This window comes from Paenarthrobacter sp. CCNWLY172 (assembly GCF_037402035.1).
Taxonomy (GTDB): domain Bacteria; phylum Actinomycetota; class Actinomycetes; order Actinomycetales; family Micrococcaceae; genus Arthrobacter.
Genome location: NZ_JBBEGB010000008.1, coordinates 31810 through 48932 on the forward strand (window position 1 = coordinate 31810; position 17123 = coordinate 48932).

12 protein-coding genes are annotated in these 17123 nt (G+C 61.7%); 11 read left to right on the top strand and 1 reads right to left on the bottom strand.

What is annotated here, in order from left to right; genetic code table 11:
* The first annotated feature begins 95 nt into the window (after positions 1-95).
* From WBN73_RS13800 to WBN73_RS13835, 8 genes are all read left to right on the top strand, one after another.
* Complete coding sequence (locus tag WBN73_RS13800; protein WP_337340645.1) at positions 96-1043, top strand: C-terminal binding protein; 948 nt, start codon at positions 96-98, stop codon at positions 1041-1043.
* 19 nt (positions 1044-1062) lie between these two features.
* The gene (locus WBN73_RS13805; RefSeq protein ID WP_337340644.1) at positions 1063-2352 is read left to right on the top strand and encodes an aspartate aminotransferase family protein; all 1290 of its coding nucleotides are present in this window, start codon (positions 1063-1065) and stop codon (positions 2350-2352) included.
* A gap of 2 nt (positions 2353-2354) precedes the next feature.
* Positions 2355-3254, top strand: coding sequence for a fumarylacetoacetate hydrolase family protein (locus WBN73_RS13810; RefSeq protein ID WP_337340643.1), 900 nt, complete (start codon positions 2355-2357; stop codon positions 3252-3254).
* A 31-nt stretch (positions 3255-3285) separates the two neighbouring features.
* Positions 3286-5376: a hydantoinase/oxoprolinase family protein gene (locus WBN73_RS13815; RefSeq protein WP_337340642.1), complete on the top strand. Its 2091-nt coding sequence runs from the start codon at positions 3286-3288 to the stop codon at positions 5374-5376.
* Between the two features lie 2 nt (positions 5377-5378).
* Positions 5379-7139: a hydantoinase B/oxoprolinase family protein gene (locus WBN73_RS13820; protein ID WP_337340641.1), complete on the top strand. Its 1761-nt coding sequence runs from the start codon at positions 5379-5381 to the stop codon at positions 7137-7139.
* Positions 7140-7222: 83 nt separating this feature from the next.
* The gene (locus WBN73_RS13825) at positions 7223-8356 is read left to right on the top strand and encodes a Gfo/Idh/MocA family protein (protein WP_039240921.1); all 1134 of its coding nucleotides are present in this window, start codon (positions 7223-7225) and stop codon (positions 8354-8356) included.
* A gap of 201 nt (positions 8357-8557) precedes the next feature.
* A complete protein-coding gene (iolD, locus tag WBN73_RS13830) occupies positions 8558-10507 on the top strand; it encodes a 3D-(3,5/4)-trihydroxycyclohexane-1,2-dione acylhydrolase (decyclizing) (RefSeq protein WP_337340640.1) in 1950 nt (649 codons plus the stop codon).
* Positions 10508-10597: 90 nt separating this feature from the next.
* Positions 10598-11953 carry an aldehyde dehydrogenase family protein gene (locus tag WBN73_RS13835; protein WP_337340639.1) on the top strand — a complete coding sequence of 452 codons (1356 nt, stop codon included), beginning with the start codon at positions 10598-10600 and terminating at the stop codon, positions 11951-11953.
* Positions 11954-12027: 74 nt separating this feature from the next.
* Here WBN73_RS13835 and WBN73_RS13840 read toward each other — a convergent pair whose 3' ends face one another.
* Positions 12028-13212, bottom strand: coding sequence for a Gfo/Idh/MocA family protein (locus WBN73_RS13840; RefSeq protein WP_337340638.1), 1185 nt, complete (start codon positions 13210-13212; stop codon positions 12028-12030).
* A gap of 187 nt (positions 13213-13399) precedes the next feature.
* On the opposite strand from WBN73_RS13840, the gene WBN73_RS13845 reads away from it, so the two are divergent.
* The 3 genes from WBN73_RS13845 to WBN73_RS13855 all read left to right on the top strand — a co-directional run bounded on the left by WBN73_RS13845 (position 13400) and on the right by WBN73_RS13855 (position 17035).
* Positions 13400-14167: an SDR family NAD(P)-dependent oxidoreductase gene (locus WBN73_RS13845; RefSeq protein WP_337340637.1), complete on the top strand. Its 768-nt coding sequence runs from the start codon at positions 13400-13402 to the stop codon at positions 14165-14167.
* A 52-nt stretch (positions 14168-14219) separates the two neighbouring features.
* Positions 14220-15980, top strand: coding sequence for an IlvD/Edd family dehydratase (locus WBN73_RS13850; protein ID WP_337340636.1), 1761 nt, complete (start codon positions 14220-14222; stop codon positions 15978-15980).
* Positions 15981-16114: 134 nt separating this feature from the next.
* Complete coding sequence (locus tag WBN73_RS13855; protein ID WP_337340635.1) at positions 16115-17035, top strand: D-2-hydroxyacid dehydrogenase; 921 nt, start codon at positions 16115-16117, stop codon at positions 17033-17035.
* Positions 17036-17123 lie beyond the last annotated feature (88 nt).

Below are 17123 nucleotides of genomic sequence, written 5' to 3' on the forward strand. Positions count from 1 at the left end.
CAGATCGCGTTGTACTTGAAATCACCCGGACACCGGCACCCTTCCAACGGGTGCTCGGCAGATGAAGAGGGTACTCAACGAACAGGACGACGACTATGACCCGCGATGCCCAGGGAACCATTCTTGTGGCCCCCCATCACTTTCCGAACCTGGACCGCGAGCACGCGCTCGCGAAGGAGTTCGGTTACACACTCAACCCGGCTATCGACGTCGAAGCCTTCAGGGAGGGGCTTCCCGAAGCCGACATTGTGATGATCACCCCCTATGCGAAACTCACGGCAGCGGACTTCCCGGTGATGTCCAAATGCAAGGCTGTCATCAGGTATGGCATTGGCTACGACAACATCGATGTTGACGCAGCCACTGCAGCTGACATTCCCGTGTCCATTGTCCCGGGCACCGCTTCGGAGGAAGTGGCCTCGCACGCGTTCGCGATGGGATTGGCATTGGCCCGCCGTCTGCCGTCAGGCAACGCCTCGATCCAGAACCTCGGTTGGGCCGGGACCATCGGCTACGACACCCCGGTTCTGTCCGAACTCGAGGTCGGGGTCCTGGGAATGGGCCGGATCGGCCAGCACGTAGCCCGTATGTACAAGGCCGTCGGAGCACAGGTCCGGGCTTACGACCCCTTCGTGACGGAGAGCTTTGTGGACCTGACGTCTCTGGATGACATTTTGGAAAATTCCGACGTCGTCTCCCTGCACCTGCCGCTGTCCGCCGATACCGCGAACCTGATCCACAAGGATGTTCTGGCACGCATGCGCAGGGGCGCAGTGGTGGTCAACGTATCCCGCGGCGGTCTCATTGAGGAATCAGCCCTTGCCGAGGCACTCACCTCCGGCCACATTGCAGGTGCAGGCATCGACACCTTTGCCGAAGAGCCGCTTGCGGCAGAACACCCTCTTCGCTCAGCACCCAACACCATCCTGACGCCTCACATTGCCTGGCGTTCCAACCGCTCCACAGGCGCACTACAGGAGGGTGCCGTGGAACGTGTCCGTCTGGCCCTGACCGGGCAGCCGCTCATCGACCTCGTGAACTGAAAAGACTGGAGAGAACCAAGTGGGAACAGAACACCAGAAGACCATCACACAAAGCCACCCTTTAGAGGATCCACATCTGCGCAGGGGGCCTCGCGGATTCCCCCTGTTGCCTGGCGGTTATGGCCGCTCGACCTATTACACGGGAGCACCGAGCCCGTACGCCATCCGGGGCGAGGGCTACCGGGTCTGGGATGACCGTGGTCATGAACTGATCGACGCGAACAACAATTTCACCTCCTTGATTCACGGGAACGCGCACCCCGAAATCACGGAGGCAGCGACCAAAGCGCTCACCGCCGGCGCCAGCTGGGGAATCCCCAACCTCTACGAATGGGAACTGGCGGACCTCCTCTTGTCCCGCTTGCCAGGCCTTGACCAAGTGCGATTCGCCAACTCCGGTACCGAAGCCGTGATGTCCGCAATCCGCATCGCCCGGGCCAGCACAGGGCGGGAACGAGTCATCGTCACCAAGGGTGGCTATCACGGGACGTCTGAGGTTGCCTTGGTCCCCGGCGGACCGGCCTACCAGCGTGGAGTAACCCGTGGCGTGATCAACGATGTCACCGCAGTGCCGCTCAACGACGTCGATGTGCTTCGCCAGGAAGTTGAAGCAGCACCGGACTCCTACGCAGCCATCATTCTGGACCTGTTGCCCAACAGAGCCGGTCTTCTCCGGATCTCCGAGGAGTTCGTGCACACCGCCAGGGACCTCGCGACTCGGTACGGGATCGTCCTGATCATCGACGAGGTCATCAGCCTGCGCCTGGGATTCAACGGCTTCAGCGGTGAGTATGGTGTTTCCCCTGATTTGCTCACCACGGGCAAGTTGATCGGCGGTGGCTTCCCTGTCGGCGCTGTGGCCGGAAAGGCTGAGCTGATGGCCGAGGTGGATCCGACCCGTCCGGGCAGCTTGCCGCACGGCGGAACATTCTCAGGCAACCCGGTGAGCATGGCGGCAGGAGCAGTTGCCCTGCGCCTCTTCACCCAAGAGGAAGTCAAGCGGTTGAACCACCTGGGTGACACCACCCGGGATGTAGTGAATGCGAGGATCGCGGACGCGGGCTGGGAAATACGCGGAAGCGGTTCGTTGCTGCGCGCGGTTCCCGCTGGTGCGGAGAAAGTTGACGAGCAGACTCAGCACGAGCTGTGGTGGGCCTCGTACGAGCGCGGCTTGCTCGGCTCACCCGCCAACCTGCTGTCCTTGTCCACCCCTATGGATGAGAACGTAGCCGGGGATATTGCCGACCGACTGGCTGATGCCGTGCTCGCCGTTGCGGGCCGGACTCCGGCTGCGGAAGGCAGGAACTAATCATGAAGATCGTTTCTTACCTCCACGCGTCAGGGGTCCGCGGGGGAGTCGTGATCGATGATGCTGTCTACGATCTGGAGCTGCTCCTTCAAGGCTCCACTGAGGCGGTCCATGGCGCTACCACTTCGGTCCGTGAGTTTCTGGAGCTGTACGGCGACCGCATCCCTGCAATCTCGGCCGGAATCACTGGTCTTGCCGCGCAGGATCCGGTGGCGCGGGTCGGCGCGTTGAACGACATCAGGTTGAGCGCCCCCGTACCGGACCCGACAAAAGTACTTTGCATTGGGCTCAACTACAAAGACCATGTGGCGGAAACCGGGCGCGCGTTTCCTGAGTACCCGGATGTCTTCGCAAAATTTGCCTCCACCATGGTTGGCCCGGAAGACGAAATCGGCGGCGCCCGTATCAGCAGTAACCTCGATTTCGAGGGTGAAGTTGCCATAGTCATCGGCCGCCGTGCCAGCGAGGTCTCCGAGGGCGAGGCTCTTGATTTCGTCGCGGCCCTTGCCCCACTGAACGATGTCACGGCACGCGATCTCCAGTACCGAGGGACGCAGTGGCTGGCAGGCAAAGCCGTGGATGGCTCGACTCCCTGGGGGCCCGCGCTTGTCACGCTTGATGAAGTGGGAGACCCGCAGGCGCTGGACATAGCGACCCGGGTAAACGGCATCGAAGTGCAGCGTTCCAACACCCAATACCAGATCTTTTCCATCGCGCGCATCGTCTCCTACCTGTCGAGCTTCCTGACCCTCGAACCGGGAGACGTCATCGCCACGGGCACACCGCAAGGCATCGGTGCCAAGCGGAATCCTCCCGTCTGGCTCGTGCCGGGCGACACGGTGGAAATTGAGATCGAAAAGGTGGGGCTGCTCCGTAATCGCGTCGGCAAGCCCCAGATATAACCCGTCCAACTCGAAGAAAGTTAGAAGACCCATGAGCGAAGTACAGACACAGCCAGGTGAAGCGAGGTACCGCATCGCCGTCGATACCGGTGGCACGTTTACGGATGTAGTGGTCGGCTCGAACACTGGCGATATGGCGGTAGGTAAGGCTTTGACCACCTACGACCGCGTTTTCACCGGCTTCGAAGCATCAGTCCGCCGGGCAGCCGAATCGGTTGGATGGAGCGGCGATGACGTCCTGCGCAATGCGGACGTGATCGTTTACGGAACCACGCACGCCACCAACGCAGTTCTGACAGGCAAAGTGGCCAAGACTGCCCTGTTGACCACCGACGGCTTTGCCGACACCTTGCTGCTGCGTGAAGGCGGCCGCCGTGATGCTTTTGACTCCAAGGCTGCCTACCCGCCGCCGTACATCCCCCGTCATCTGACCTTCGAAATCACCGAGCGTATCTCCGCTGAGGGCGACACCCTGGTGCCTCTCGACGAAGAGCAAGTGCGTGAGATTCTCGGTTCCTTCAAGGAGCAAGGTATCGAGGCGGTGGCCGTATCCTTCCTCTGGTCGATCATCAACGACGTCCACGAGAAGCGCGTCGCGGAACTCATCCAGGAGATCCTGCCTGGTGTTCCCTACACCTTGTCCAACGAGGCCAACCCAACCATTCGTGAGTACCGCCGCTCTTCGGCAGCCTCGATCGACGCCTCGCTGAAGCCGCTCATGGCGGACCACTTGGGGAAGCTCCGCTCCGACCTCCAGGAGTACGGATTCGGAGGGGACCTGTTGGTGGTCACCTCCGAAGGCGCGGTCCTCGACGTCGTAGACGTACTTGACCGGCCGGTACTGTTGCTGAATTCCGGCCCGTCCATGGCTCCCCTGGTGGGCGCCGCCGCCGCCCCGGAACGAGACACGGTGGTGGTCTGTGACATGGGCGGCACGACGTTCGACGTGTCGCTGGTTGAACAGGGAGTCATCCGGCACACGCGTGAAGCCTGGCTGGGTGAGCCTTTTGTGGGTCACTTGACGGGTCTGTCCTCCGTGGCGGTTTCCAGCATTGGCGCCGGTGGCGGCAGCATTGCATGGATCGACGGCGGCGGCTTGCTTCGTGTGGGTCCGCAAAGCGCCCGTAGTACTCCCGGCCCCGCCGCCTACGGCCGCGGCGGCGAGGAACCCACTGTCACAGACGCCTGCGTCGCACTGGGATACCTCGACGCAGATGGTTTCGAAGGTGGCTTCACACTGGACCGGGAGGCCGCTGTCCGCGCCATCGATACCCGCATCGCAGGACCGTTGAACATGGACACGCTGCAGGCAGCACAGGCCATCTTGGACGTTTCCGCCAACCACATGGCAACAGCCATCCGGCAGGCTTCCTTGGAACAGGGAGTAGACCCCCGAGGAGCGTTGATCGTGGCAGGTGGTGGCGCAGGCGCCATGGTGGCGGCTGCCATAGGCGTCCTCCTCGAAGCAGACACTGTCCTGATCCCCGCAACCGCCGGCGTTCTCGCCGCATACGGCGCACACCGGGCACCCATCGCAACAGAGTTTCTCTCACCGCTGCACAACGACACCCGAAGCTTCAATGCCGGCTCCGCTTCCCGGGCTGTTGAGGATCTAACGGGCAAGGCCGAGGTCTTCGTGAAAAGGTTCGACGGCGTGGGCGACGCCCCCAGCATCACCTACTTCGTCGATGCCCGCTACCCGGGCCAGGCCTGGGACTTGCGTGTCTATCTGGACGCTGCGCCCGATACCGCGGGCGACGCTGCCGGAATCATCGAGCGCGCCTTCCACGAAGAGCACGATCGCCGCAACGGCACCCACGATCCGGACAGCCGGGTGGAGATCATCACCTGGGGCGTCCGAGTGGAAATCCCACGGCCCGAGCACACCAAGGAGCAAGCAGAGGTCAGCCGCGCAACCGAAGTCCACCGCACGGACTCCATCGTGTTCGGCGGCGAGAGCTTCAGCACCCAGCGGTACCGCGGCGTCACGCTTGCACCGCGGGACAAGATCGTTGGCCCTGCTGTCATCGACCAGCCCACAACCACCATCGTGGTGCCACCGGAGTGGAACGCCACGCTCGACGAACGATCCAACATCTACCTCACCCGTAAGGAGGCGTAACCATGACGCGCGAATTTGATCCAGTAAAGCTCTCGGTACTCGCCAACGCGTTTGACGGCATTGTCCGCGAAATGACCAGCGGCCTGCTGCGCTCGGCCCGATCCTCCGTCATCAACACCGCGCGCGATTTCTCGTGCGCTGTCCTGACGGCAGACAACCAGCTTCTCGCAGCGGCAGAAGGCGTCCCTGTGCACGTGTTCGGCGCCGGACCACTGGGGGAGGACATGGTGGAACTGCACGAGGACATTCGTGAAGGCGATGCATTCCTGCACAACGACCCTTACATGGGCAACTCGCATGCTGCCGACCATGTGATTCTGGTTCCGATCTTCGTCCACGGGCGCCACCTCTTCACCGCCGTCACCAAGGCGCACCAGGCAGACTGCGGCAACTCGCTGCCCACGACCTTCTTCGCCACGGCCCGGGACGTGTACGAAGAAGGCGCGCTCATCTTCCCGTGTGTTCGAGTGCAGCGTGAATACAAGGACATCGACGACATCATCCGCATGTGCCGATCCCGTATCCGAGTTCCGGACCAGTGGTACGGCGACTACCTCGCCTCTGTCGGCGCATCGCGCATCGCCGAACGCCGCATCCACGAGCTCGCCGAAAAGTTCGGGGTGGATGACCTGGTGGACTTCGTGGACGCCTGGTTCGACTATTCGGAACGTCTCACCGCCACTGCCATCGAAACACTGCCCGAGTACGTCCTCCACGGCTCATCGGTCCACGATCCCTTCCCCGGCACACCCGCTGACGGCGTCCACCTGCAGGCAACCGTCGAAGTAAAGCCCAAGCAGGGCAAGATCGTCATTGACCTGCGCGATAACCCGGACAACTTGCCCAACGGCCTGAACCTCACGAAAGCCACGGCCACGGGTGCTGCCCTGGCAGGTATCCTCTCCGGCATTCCGGAGAACCTTCCGAGCAACGCGGGCACCTTCCGCCGGGTGGAGGTCCTGCTGCGCGACGGCTGCGCCGTTGGAGTACCGAAGCACCCGTATTCCTGCTCGTCGGGAACCACCAACCTAGCCGACCGGGTGGTAAACATTGTCCAGGCCGCCTTCTCCCAAATCGACGACGGCTACGGTACGGCTGAGGGAGCGGCCGGACAGGCACCGGCAAAGTCGGTCATCTCCGGCATCGACGAACGCAACGGTAACGCCTACGTCAACCAGATTCTTGTAGGTGGAGTCGGCGGCCCGGCAACACCTTACGTTGATGGTTGGCCGACGTATCAGCGACCCGTCTGCGGCGCTTTGCTGTACCACGACAGCGTCGAAGTAGATGAACAGCGCTACCCCATTTTGGTTCACGAACGCACCCTGGTTGCCGACACCGGCGGAGCAGGCAGGCAGCGCGGAGGACTTGCAACCCGGGTGACCATGGAACCCCGCGGAGAAAGTGTCACTCTCACTTACGGCATTGAGGGCAAGATCAACCCGCCGAAGGGCGTCCGCGGCGGCCACGATGGTACGGAGCCTTCAACCTGGGTTGAAGATCTCACCACCGGTGAACGTCGCGAGATCCCCGTGGTGGGTCGCTACGATCTGCAGTCCGGGGAAAAGGTCGTATCCATCACCCCGGGCGGCGGTGGATACGGTGACCCGCTGGAACGCGACGTCCTCGCCGTCCTGGACGACTACCGCGAATCGCGGATTTCCCTGGAAGCGGCAGCTGCACATTATGGCGTCGTTATTACCGACGGCGCCATTGACGAAACAGCTACGGCCAAGACGCGGGAATCGCGCCTGGCCAGCTAGAAGTACCAGCCATAGCAACTGATTCCGGGGCGGGGTATAGTCCTCGCCCCGGAAGGTTTCACCAACTACTGACGGAGATTCACATGGAACCCATTCGAGTCGGCATTATCGGCGTCGGAAACGTTCTCAACCAATACTTGGACAAGATCGGCGTCCACCCGGACGTGAACGTTGTGGCGCTCGCCGACGTCAACCCGGAAGCCGTGAAAGCCCGCGCGGCCGAATATTCGGTTCCCAAGGCGCTCACGCCTGAAGAACTGCTGGCCGATGGCGAGGTCGAGTTGGTCCTTAATCTCACTCCGCCGAAGCTCCACGCGCCGGTGACCCTCCAGGCAATTGCCGCGGGCAAGCACGTCCTGTCGGAAAAGCCGTTTGCGACCTCCCTGGACGAAGCGCGCCAAATCTTGGATGCTGCCCGTAAAGCAGGGGTGAAGGTCGGGTCCGCACCCACTACCTTCCTTGGCTCCGGTATGCAGACCAGCCGCAAGCTGATTGATGACGGATGGATTGGAGAGCCCGTAGCCGCTTTCGCGTCCTTCGCATGCCGTGGCTACGAGCACTGGCACCCCAACGTTGACCCCTTCTACAGCCCTGGAGCCGGCCCCATGCTGGATATCGGGCCCTACTTGATCACCAACTTGGTGAACTTCTTCGGCCCCGTCAAGCGGGTTTCGGCAACCACGCCGCGATCTTCGGAGACTCGGCCGCGTCCGGGAAAAGAGGGCGAAGTCATCCACATCAACACCCCGACGCACGTCACCGGCACCCTCGACTTCGAGTCCGGTGCGACAGCCACCGTGATCGTCAGCTGGGACATTTGGAACCATAACCTGCCGCACCTGGAGATCTACGGAACGGGTGGCTCACTGGCAGCACCAAACCCGGACCACTTCTCCGGCGCACCCGTGCTTCGCCGCGGTGAACCAGGTGACCTGGCCCTGGATATGACCCCTCCGGGAGGAGGGGACTGGCGGGAAACGCCGATCACCCATCGGGACGACGCATACCGCGGAATCGGCTTGGCCGAGTTCGGCTACGCCATCCGCAAGGGTCTGGAGCCGCGCACGGGAGGAGACTTCGCCTACCACGTGCTTGAAGTGCTCCTCGCGTTCGAAGCCTCCTCGGAACAGAGCCGGCACATAGACATCGAAAGCACCTGCGAGCGGCCACGGCCGCTGCCTTCGGTCGGGCCGCAGGAGCCGTACCGTTTCGACTAAGGGCCTTCGGCGAAAAACAGCAGCCGACGGCGGTACTCACGTGCCGCCGTCGGCTGCTGTTTTGTGCCCGCTACCGTCTATGCGCCTGGATTCCAGCCGCGTATCAAACTGGGACACACCAGTGCCTCACCACAGTGAAAACCTGAAGTTCGGGCGAATCGGTTTGCAAATGCCGACGCACCTTCGAATTTAGGAGATCGCATGACTAGCACAGCCGCTGCTGACATCGGCACCGTGGTCGACAACAAGGCCGTCCGCCGCCGCACTGTCGCACAAGCAATCGTTGAATACCTTCAGGTCCAATACAGCGAACTGGACGGTGAACGGAGGCGCCTGGTTCCCGGCATGTACGGCATCTTTGGACATGGCAACTCCGTCGGTCTGGCTCAGGGAATCGACGAGTACGGCGTGGACTTCCCGCACTACCAGGGAAAAAACGAGCAGTCCATGGTCCACGCGGCCATTGGCTTCGCAAAGGCTTCAAACCGCGCAGCAACCCTTGCCTGCACGGCGTCCGCAGGTCCGGGGTCAACCAACATGGTTTCCGGCGCCGCCACTGCAACGACCAACCGGCTCCCGGTGCTGCTGTTCCCGGCAGACATTATCAATAACCGTTTTGGCGATCCTGTGCTGCAGCAGATCGAACATCCGGTAGAACGGGATGTCTCCGCCAATGACTGCTTCCGCCCCGTCAGCCGCTATTTCGACCGGATCACACACCCGGCCCAGCTGCTCTCCACCCTCCCCGAGGCAATGCGTGTCCTCACCGACCCCGTGGAAACAGGCGCCGTTGTAGTCTGTCTGCCTCAGGACATCCAGGGCGCGGAATTCGACTTCCCTGAATCCTTCTTCACACCGCGAGTGTGGCACATACGTCGTCGTCCGGCGGTCGAGGACGAATATCACGACGCCGCCGCAATCATTGCGAACGCTGAGCGCCCGCTGTTGATTGCAGGCGGAGGCGTGCGGTACTCGAAGGCACAGGAGGAACTTGCACGCTTCAGCGCCGAGTTCGGCATCCCCGTAGCCGAAACTTATGCGGGCAAGGGAAGCGGCCCCGTCAGCGAACTCAATGTGGGCGCGCTGGGCGTGACAGGAACCGTTGGTGCCAATGAAATCGCCGACGGTGCGGATGTTGTCATCACTGTCGGCTCGCGCCTTCAGGACTTCATCACCGCATCACACTCGCTGTTCCAGAACCCCAACGTGAAGTTCGTGAATCTTAATGTCGGCTCGTTCGATGCCCACAAGATGGGCTCATTCCCCGTTATCGGCGATGCCAAGCTGTCCCTTGCGGCATTGAGGGACCGACTCGGGGCCGTTGGCTACAGCACCTCCGATGCCTTCCGCAGCGACATCGCGGATGCCCGGAAGGCCACTCTGGAGGTCCGCAAGCACGACCTTCAGGCCTTCCCGGGCGAGAACATGAGTCAGGCTCAAGTGATCGACGTGCTGAATCGCACGACCACAAACCAAGACGCCCTCATCCTGGGCTCAGGCGGTGTGGTTGAAGGAATCCACAAGGCATGGGATCCATCCAACGGCACTGAAATCCACTTCGAGTACGCCAACTCCTGCATGGGCCATGAAATCCCGGCTGGGCTCGGATACCGGATCGCCCGCGGCGACGACCCCGGAGAGGTATACGTATTGATTGGCGACGGCACCTACTTCATGCAGCCCACCGAGTTGGTCACTGCTGTGCAGGAACGTCAAAAGATCATTACCATCGTGATCGACAACCGTGGGCACCAGTGCATCTGGCCACTCCAAGTGTCGAAGGGTGGCCCTGGCCGCGAGTTTGGTACCCAGTACCGGGAACGCAGCAACGAATCCGGTCGCCTCGATGGAGCCATCCTGGAATTCGATATCGCGGCCAACGCTGCCAGCATGGGCTGCGCAGCGTGGTCAACCTCCACCATTGAAGAGTTCCAGGCGGCACTTGTGGAGGCGAAGGAGGCGGAAGGCCCCGCAGTGATCGTGGCCCGCGTTGAACCTTGGCGCTACCTGTCCGGCAACGGAGCATTCTGGGACGTGGGAGTGCCCATGACCTCGCAGCGCCCGGGCAGCCAGCAAGGTACGGCCAAGCACCTGGAAGGCCGTGCCCGCCAGCGATTCTACGCAGCCAGCACCCCACCTGCCGCGCGCTAATCCGCATCGGGCGGGACCGTTACGCACGGTCCCGCCCTGTCTTTTACGGTCAAACCACATTTTCGAAATTTCTGACAAGGAGTACCCACCATGAGCGCATTTGCCGTTATTGATCCAGCTACGGGAACTACCCACGCGGAGTACCCGGCGGCCACCGACGCAGAGGTTGAGGCCGGCCTGAAAGCAGCGCAGGCAACCTACCAGGAGTGGTCGCGCTCCACCACCGTGGCTGAGCGGGCCGCACTGGCTAAACGCCTGGCCGAGTTGTTCGTGGAACGCAAGGACACGCTGGCAGCCATCATCAACCGGGAAATGGGCAAGCCCCTCCCGCAGGCAGCCGGTGAGGCAGAGTTCTCTGGAGCGATCGCGGCCGCCTTTGCCGAGCACGCGGAGGAATGGCTCGCTGATGAGGAACTTGAGGTAGCCGATGGTTTGCGGACCTTCTTCCGCTACCAGGGCCTGGGCGTAGTTCTCGGCATCATGCCGTGGAACTACCCGTACTATCAGGTGGCTCGGTTCGCCATCCCCAACATCATTCTGGGGAACACGGTCATCGTTCGTCATGCAAGTCAGTGCCCCGAGTCAGCGCTTGCGCTGGAGGAGCTTTTCCGGGATGCGGGCTTCCCCGAGGGCGCCTACGTCAATCTGTTTGCCACGCACCAGCAAATTTCGAACATCATCGCCGACGACCGCACGCAGGGCGTTTCACTTACCGGTTCGGAACAAGTGGGCGCGATCGTTGCAGAGCAGGCCGGCCGAGCGTTGAAGAAGTGTGTGCTGGAGCTTGGCGGCGCCGACGTGTTCATCGTTCTGGACACGGCTGACGTGGACCAGGCGGTTCGGAAGGCCGTCATGGGTCGGATGGGCAACACGGGCCAGTCCTGCAATGGTTCCAAGAGGATCGTGGTGCTGGATAAGTACTTCGATGAATTCTCTGAGAAGTTCAAGCAAGCCATCGCCGGGCAGTCCTACGAGAACGGCGATTTCGGCCCGATGTCATCCGATTCAGCCACGAAGTTCCTGAAGGACCAGGTGCAGGGGGCCCTTGACCAGGGCGCCGAAATCCTGGTGGGCAACAACCAGCCCCAGGGCAACGTCTTCACGCCGACAGTGATCACCAACATCACCCCGTCCATGGACGTCTACAGCGAAGAGCTATTCGGTCCAGTGGCGCAGCTTTACAAGGTCAGCAGTGACGAGGAAGCGATCAGGCTCGCAAACTCTTCGCCCTACGGCCTGGGTTCCGTGGTGATCTGTGACGACCTTGAGCGCGCCGAACGCGTGGGCGACCAGCTCGACGTCGGCATGGTCTTTGTAGGTGCCTACGATCTCAGCGGAGCGGATGTACCGTTCGGCGGCGTCAAGAAGTCCGGTTACGGACGCGAACTGGGCAAGGTTGGAATGCTGGAGTTTGCGAACAAGAAGTTGTTCCGCTTCGCCAACTAGCCAGCAGACCATACAAAGGAGGCCGGATCATCGTGATCCGGCCTCCTTTGTTCGGGTGACGAGCTAAAGGGGACTTAGGCCCCGTAGGTGGTGTTCCCCGAGACTTCGGGAATCTCCACCCAATTGCCAGAATCTGCGCTCCGGAGCGAGGCATCCACTAATTCGGATGCGGACCAGCCGTCACTCGCGGACGGGCCCAGTTGTTTGCCTTCAGCGACCGACCGCAGGAATAGCGCGGCTTCGATGGTCTTGAGGTCGTTGAATCCGATTCCCGGGCCGGGGCCGGGCTGGAAACGGCCAAATTCACCAAAGGCCGGCGGTGTCATGATGGTGCGGTAGCCGCTACGGTCCGTGGCGAGTTCCAGTTGGTTCATGCGTTCGAAGTTCCAGCGCAGCGATCCTTCGGTGCCGTAGACCTCGATGATGTATTCGGCATGTGGGCCGATGGCGACGCGTGTGGATTCGAACATTCCGATCGCACCACCTTCAAAGCGGGCCAGCATGGCTGTGTAGTCTTCATTCTCCACTTCGCGCGTGACGTCGGAGGCCTGGCCCATGTCGAAGGAATTCGAGGAGTTGCCGGCGGGGAGCGGACGGTCCTTGATAAAGGTCTCTGTAACGGCATTCAGCGAGGTGATGCGGCCTACGAGAAATTGTGCGAGGTCGAACCCGTGGCTGAGGACGTCTCCTAGTACCCCGGATCCTGCGCGGGCCTGCTCGTACCGCCAGGTGAATACCTGACTCGGATCTGACGCGTATCCGGTGAGGAGACGGATCTGCACATTGGTGATTTTGCCCAGGGCTCCGGACCGGATCAGTCGGCGGGCTTCGGCTACTGCCGGGGCGTGCCGGTAGTTGAACCCCACCGAGGTGATGAGTCCGGCGGCCTCCGCCCCTTGGGCAATTTCACGGGACTCCTGGGCGCTGCGGCCCATGGGCTTCTCGATCCAAAAATGCTTGCCGGCCTCAATGGTGGCAAGGGCTATCTCGTGGTGAAGGAAGTTTGGCGAACAAATGGACACCACGTCCACGTCCGGGTTCTCCAGTACCTTGCGGTAATCCGTGGCCGTCTCCTGGTATCCGAGTGCGTCCTCGGCATGGTGGCGGCCAGCATCGTCCGGGTCCGCGGCGATTACCAGTTCAGGATGCCGGGGCAATTCCGGAAAGAACTGCTTGGTGGCCAAGTAGGCGCGGGAATGCAACCTCCCCATCCATCCGACCGAAATCAAGCCAACCCCAATGCGGTTCTGCTGTTCCAAGAGCGCTCCTTAGTCTTTGCCGCTATACAGCGGTGCTGTGCCGCGGACTCATTGCGGCATCTGTTGATCAGCCTAGGAACGAACACAGTGTGCTCTGTGTCTCAATGTGAGACAACCGGCGGAAGGCGAGCGCTGTTTTAGTGGAACGTACTAGTCCGCTACTGCAAACAAAAGGAGCCCGTCGCCGATGATGGACCGCTACCAAGAACTGCGCACCCAGCCACTTCGTGTCCTCATCACTGGTGCCACCTCAGGCGTCGGTGAAGCAACCGCGAAGCTTTTCGCCAAGCGAGGCCACCGCGTCGCGCTCCTTGGTCGGCGTTCTGAGGAACTGCAGCGTGTGGCCGGAGAAATCGACGCCGATGCCCACACTGTGGTTGCCGACGTCGCCGATGCCGGTGCAGTCAAGAACGCTGTCCGGGGTGCAATTCACACCTTGGGCGGCTTGGACGTAGCGATCAACGCTGCGGGAGTAGCCGGGCACGTTGCTTTGGAAGATCTTACGGAGAACCACTGGCACGAGGTGCTGGAGACGAACCTGTCCGGCACTTTCTACGTGGCACAGGAGGCCGCGCTCCATATGCGCCGGGACGGCGGAGGCTCGATTGTCAACGTGGCCTCCGATCTGGCCGCCATGGGCGTTCCGGGGCTTGTTCACTACTGTGCGGCGAAAGCAGGCGTCGTGGGACTGACCCGCGCCATGGCGATGGAACTCGCGCCCCTTGTGCGCGTGAACGCCGTTTGCCCAGGCCCGATTGACACGCCCATGGTGCGTGAGGGCCTGGCTGCGGCGCCGAATCCGGGAGAAGCCCGGAGATTGAAAGAGAGCACTGTGCCGTTGAACCGGCTCGCCGATCCGGACGAGGTGGCCGCCGCAATCTATTTCCTGGCGGTCGAAGGAACTTTTGCCACCGGAACCAGCATGGCGTTCGACGGCGGCACATCAGCTGCGTAGGAAGCGCAACAAGTATCCATCAAGACCAAACAAGGCAAGGAGCTAAAAGGATATGGAAGAGTCGAACTACAAGAACCTCCGCAGCGCGCGTTGGTTCGCACCTCACGACCTCACTGGATTCGTTCACCGCACTGCAATCCAAGCGGAGGGATTCTCGCGCTTTGCCCTTAAGGACAAGCCGGTGATCGGCATCGCCAACTCGTGGTCGGAGCTGGTCAACTGCAATATCCACTTCAAGCTGCTGGCGGACGCGGTCAAGCGCGGTGTCTTGATGGCTGGCGGGTTGCCGCTGGAATTCCCCACCATTTCCCTGGGGGAGAGTCTCATGAAGCCCTCGGCAATGCAGTTCCGAAACCTGATGGCCATGGACGTTGAGGAGTCCATCCGCGCCTACCCGCTGGATGCCATCGTCCTGTTGGGCGGCTGCGACAAGACGGTGCCGGCCCAGCTCATGGGGGCGGCAAGTGCAGACGTTCCCACGATCATGCTGACCGGCGGACCCCAAGAGCCCGCACACTTCCGGGGAAAGCAACTCGGTGTGGGTACGGACACGTGGAAGTATGCAGATGAACTGAGGGCCGGGAAGATCACCGAGGCCGACTTCGACGAGCTCGAGTCCGCCGCGAAACCTTCTGCTGGGCACTGCAGCGAGATGGGCACGGCCTCTACCATGACGTCTCTCGTCGAAGCCCTCGGCATGTGCCTGCCGGGTACGGCGTCCATCCCCGCGGTAGATGCGCGTCGCGCTCAAGCCGCGGAAGCGACCGGACGCCGGGCCGTGGAGATGGCCCTGTCGCAGGGGCCCAAGCCCAGCGAAATATTGACGAAAGAGGCGTTCGACAATGCCATCACGCTCTTGATGGCTGTGGGCGGGTCCACCAACGCTGTGGTTCACCTCCTGGCCCTCGCGAGGCGAGTCGGTTACGAGCTGCCATTGGACCGCTTCCACGAGATCTCCCAGCGGACCCCTCGCATTGTCAACGTCCGCCCATCCGGCGAGTACTTGGTGCAGCAACTGTTCCAGGTGGGCGGTATTTCCACGGTACTTAAGGAGCTGGCGCCTCTGCTGAACAATGATGCCATTACCGTCACAGGTGAATCCCTCGAAAGTGGGTACAGTTCGGCCCCCGAACCTGACGGCGTCGTGGTCAGCACTCTCAGGGCTCCCTTTGATGCCTCCGGCGGCATCGCCGTCGTGCGCGGTTCTTTGGCTCCGAACGGAGCGGTGATCAAACGGAGTGCCGCCTCCAAGGATTTGCTGCAGCACAAGGGTTCGGCCGTGGTATTCGAGGACATCTACGACCTTGGGCGCAGGATCGACGATCCTGATCTGGACATTACGGAAGACTCGGTTTTGGTGTTGCGGAACAGTGGTCCTGTCGGCGCTCCGGGTATGCCTGAATGGGGCATGCTTCCCATCCCTGAGAGGCTACTGCGCCGCGGAATCCGCGACATCGTCCGCATCTCCGACGCTCGTATGAGCGGCACCGCCTTCGGTACCACTGTGTTGCACGTTTCTCCGGAGGCCGCCGTTGGAGGGCCGCTGGCGATCGTTCGGGATGGGGACCCAATCGTCCTGGATGTCGAGAACCAGCGCCTGGATTTGGACATTCCCGCCGAGGAGATTGAAAGCAGACTGGCAAACCTCAAGCTTCCGGAGCCGAAATACCGGCGCGGCTATGGACGGCTCTTCATCGATCATGTGAACCAGGCCGATGAAGGCTGCGACTTCGACTTCTTGAAGGGTCTTCCTGACGAGGAGCCACAGCGCTTGCCGTATGGCCTGATGAGCGGTTGGCAGGGCGGCTGGTGAGCCGAGGCATACCCCTACATACGAAGAACGACTGGGCTGCTCCTCAAGGACAGCCCCCGGGAGAGGAAGTTGTGTCACGACCGAAAGTAATCGCCATAGTGCAGGATGGGCGCCCCCTACCTCCCCTTGAGCGGTTGGAAGACGAAGCAGACGTCGTGGTGGTTCGCACCGCAGAAGAATTCAGCGCTGCACAGCCTGGGGCGGAGATCTTGTTCCTGAACGACTTCAGGACCAAACTCCTGCGGGAGGTCGGACCCGGTCAACTGCGCTGGATTCACACCTCCAGCATCGGTGTTGACAGTCTTATGACCCGCGAAATCATTGACAGCGACATCATCGTCAGCAACTCACGGGGCGTGTGCGAGCGGCCCATCGCCGAGTGGGTCCTCGGGGTCCTGCTGATGTTCACTAAGGACCTACGCCGGTCTATCGAGCTGCAGCAGGCTCGGACGTGGCAGCACCGCGAAACCGAGCCGCTTCTGGGTCGCAAAGTCGTGGTGGTGGGGCCCGGACCAGTTGGCCGCGAAACAGTTCTTCTCCTGCGTGCTGCTGGAATGGACGTCAATATCGTTGGACGCTCAGCAAGAATCGATACACAGCTAGGTCAGATCTCAGGCTTCGATGAGCTCGACCGGCTCTTGGGCGAGGCCGATGATGTGGTGTTGACGTTGCCACTGACAGAAGAAACCCGTGGACTGTTCAACTCATCGCGCTTCACCCGAATGCGGCCCGGGGCCCGCCTGGTCAACGTCGGCCGCGGAGCCGTGGTCGTAGAGCAAGACCTACTGGACTCAATCGATTCCGGCCACCTGGCCGGGGCAGCCCTGGATGTCTTCGAACATGAGCCATTGGACGCCGGGAATCCGCTGTGGAGTCGCCGGAACATTCTGGTCTCACCGCATGCTTCCGGGGACTTGATCGGTTGGCGCGGAAGGGTGGTGGATTGCTTTGCCCGGAATCTCGGACTGTGGAAAGCGCGCGAACCGATTGTGGACGTTGTGGACTTGAAAAAACTCGATCCGGCTCCGCAGGCCTTGGTGACTGAAGTGCCCTGATCAAGCCTCTCCATGGGGTATTCCGGCTCTGTAAGACAGGCCGGAATACCCATGGGAACACCTGTCCCAAGCTGGTACAGTGCTTCCA

What these genes read in the sequence shown, in the direction of transcription:
- WBN73_RS13820 (WP_337340641.1), top strand. Translation starts at nt 5,379, where the DNA reads ATGACGCGCGAATTTGATCCAGTAAAGCTCTCGGTACTCGCCAACGCG.
- WBN73_RS13815 (WP_337340642.1), top strand. Translation starts at nt 3,286, where the DNA reads ATGAGCGAAGTACAGACACAGCCAGGTGAAGCGAGGTACCGCATCGCC.
- WBN73_RS13825 (WP_039240921.1), top strand. Translation starts at nt 7,223, where the DNA reads ATGGAACCCATTCGAGTCGGCATTATCGGCGTCGGAAACGTTCTCAAC.
- WBN73_RS13800 (WP_337340645.1), top strand. Translation starts at nt 96, where the DNA reads ATGACCCGCGATGCCCAGGGAACCATTCTTGTGGCCCCCCATCACTTT.
- WBN73_RS13810 (WP_337340643.1), top strand. Translation starts at nt 2,355, where the DNA reads ATGAAGATCGTTTCTTACCTCCACGCGTCAGGGGTCCGCGGGGGAGTC.
- WBN73_RS13835 (WP_337340639.1), top strand. Translation starts at nt 10,598, where the DNA reads ATGAGCGCATTTGCCGTTATTGATCCAGCTACGGGAACTACCCACGCG.
- iolD (WP_337340640.1), top strand. Translation starts at nt 8,558, where the DNA reads ATGACTAGCACAGCCGCTGCTGACATCGGCACCGTGGTCGACAACAAG.
- WBN73_RS13845 (WP_337340637.1), top strand. Translation starts at nt 13,400, where the DNA reads ATGATGGACCGCTACCAAGAACTGCGCACCCAGCCACTTCGTGTCCTC.
- WBN73_RS13850 (WP_337340636.1), top strand. Translation starts at nt 14,220, where the DNA reads ATGGAAGAGTCGAACTACAAGAACCTCCGCAGCGCGCGTTGGTTCGCA.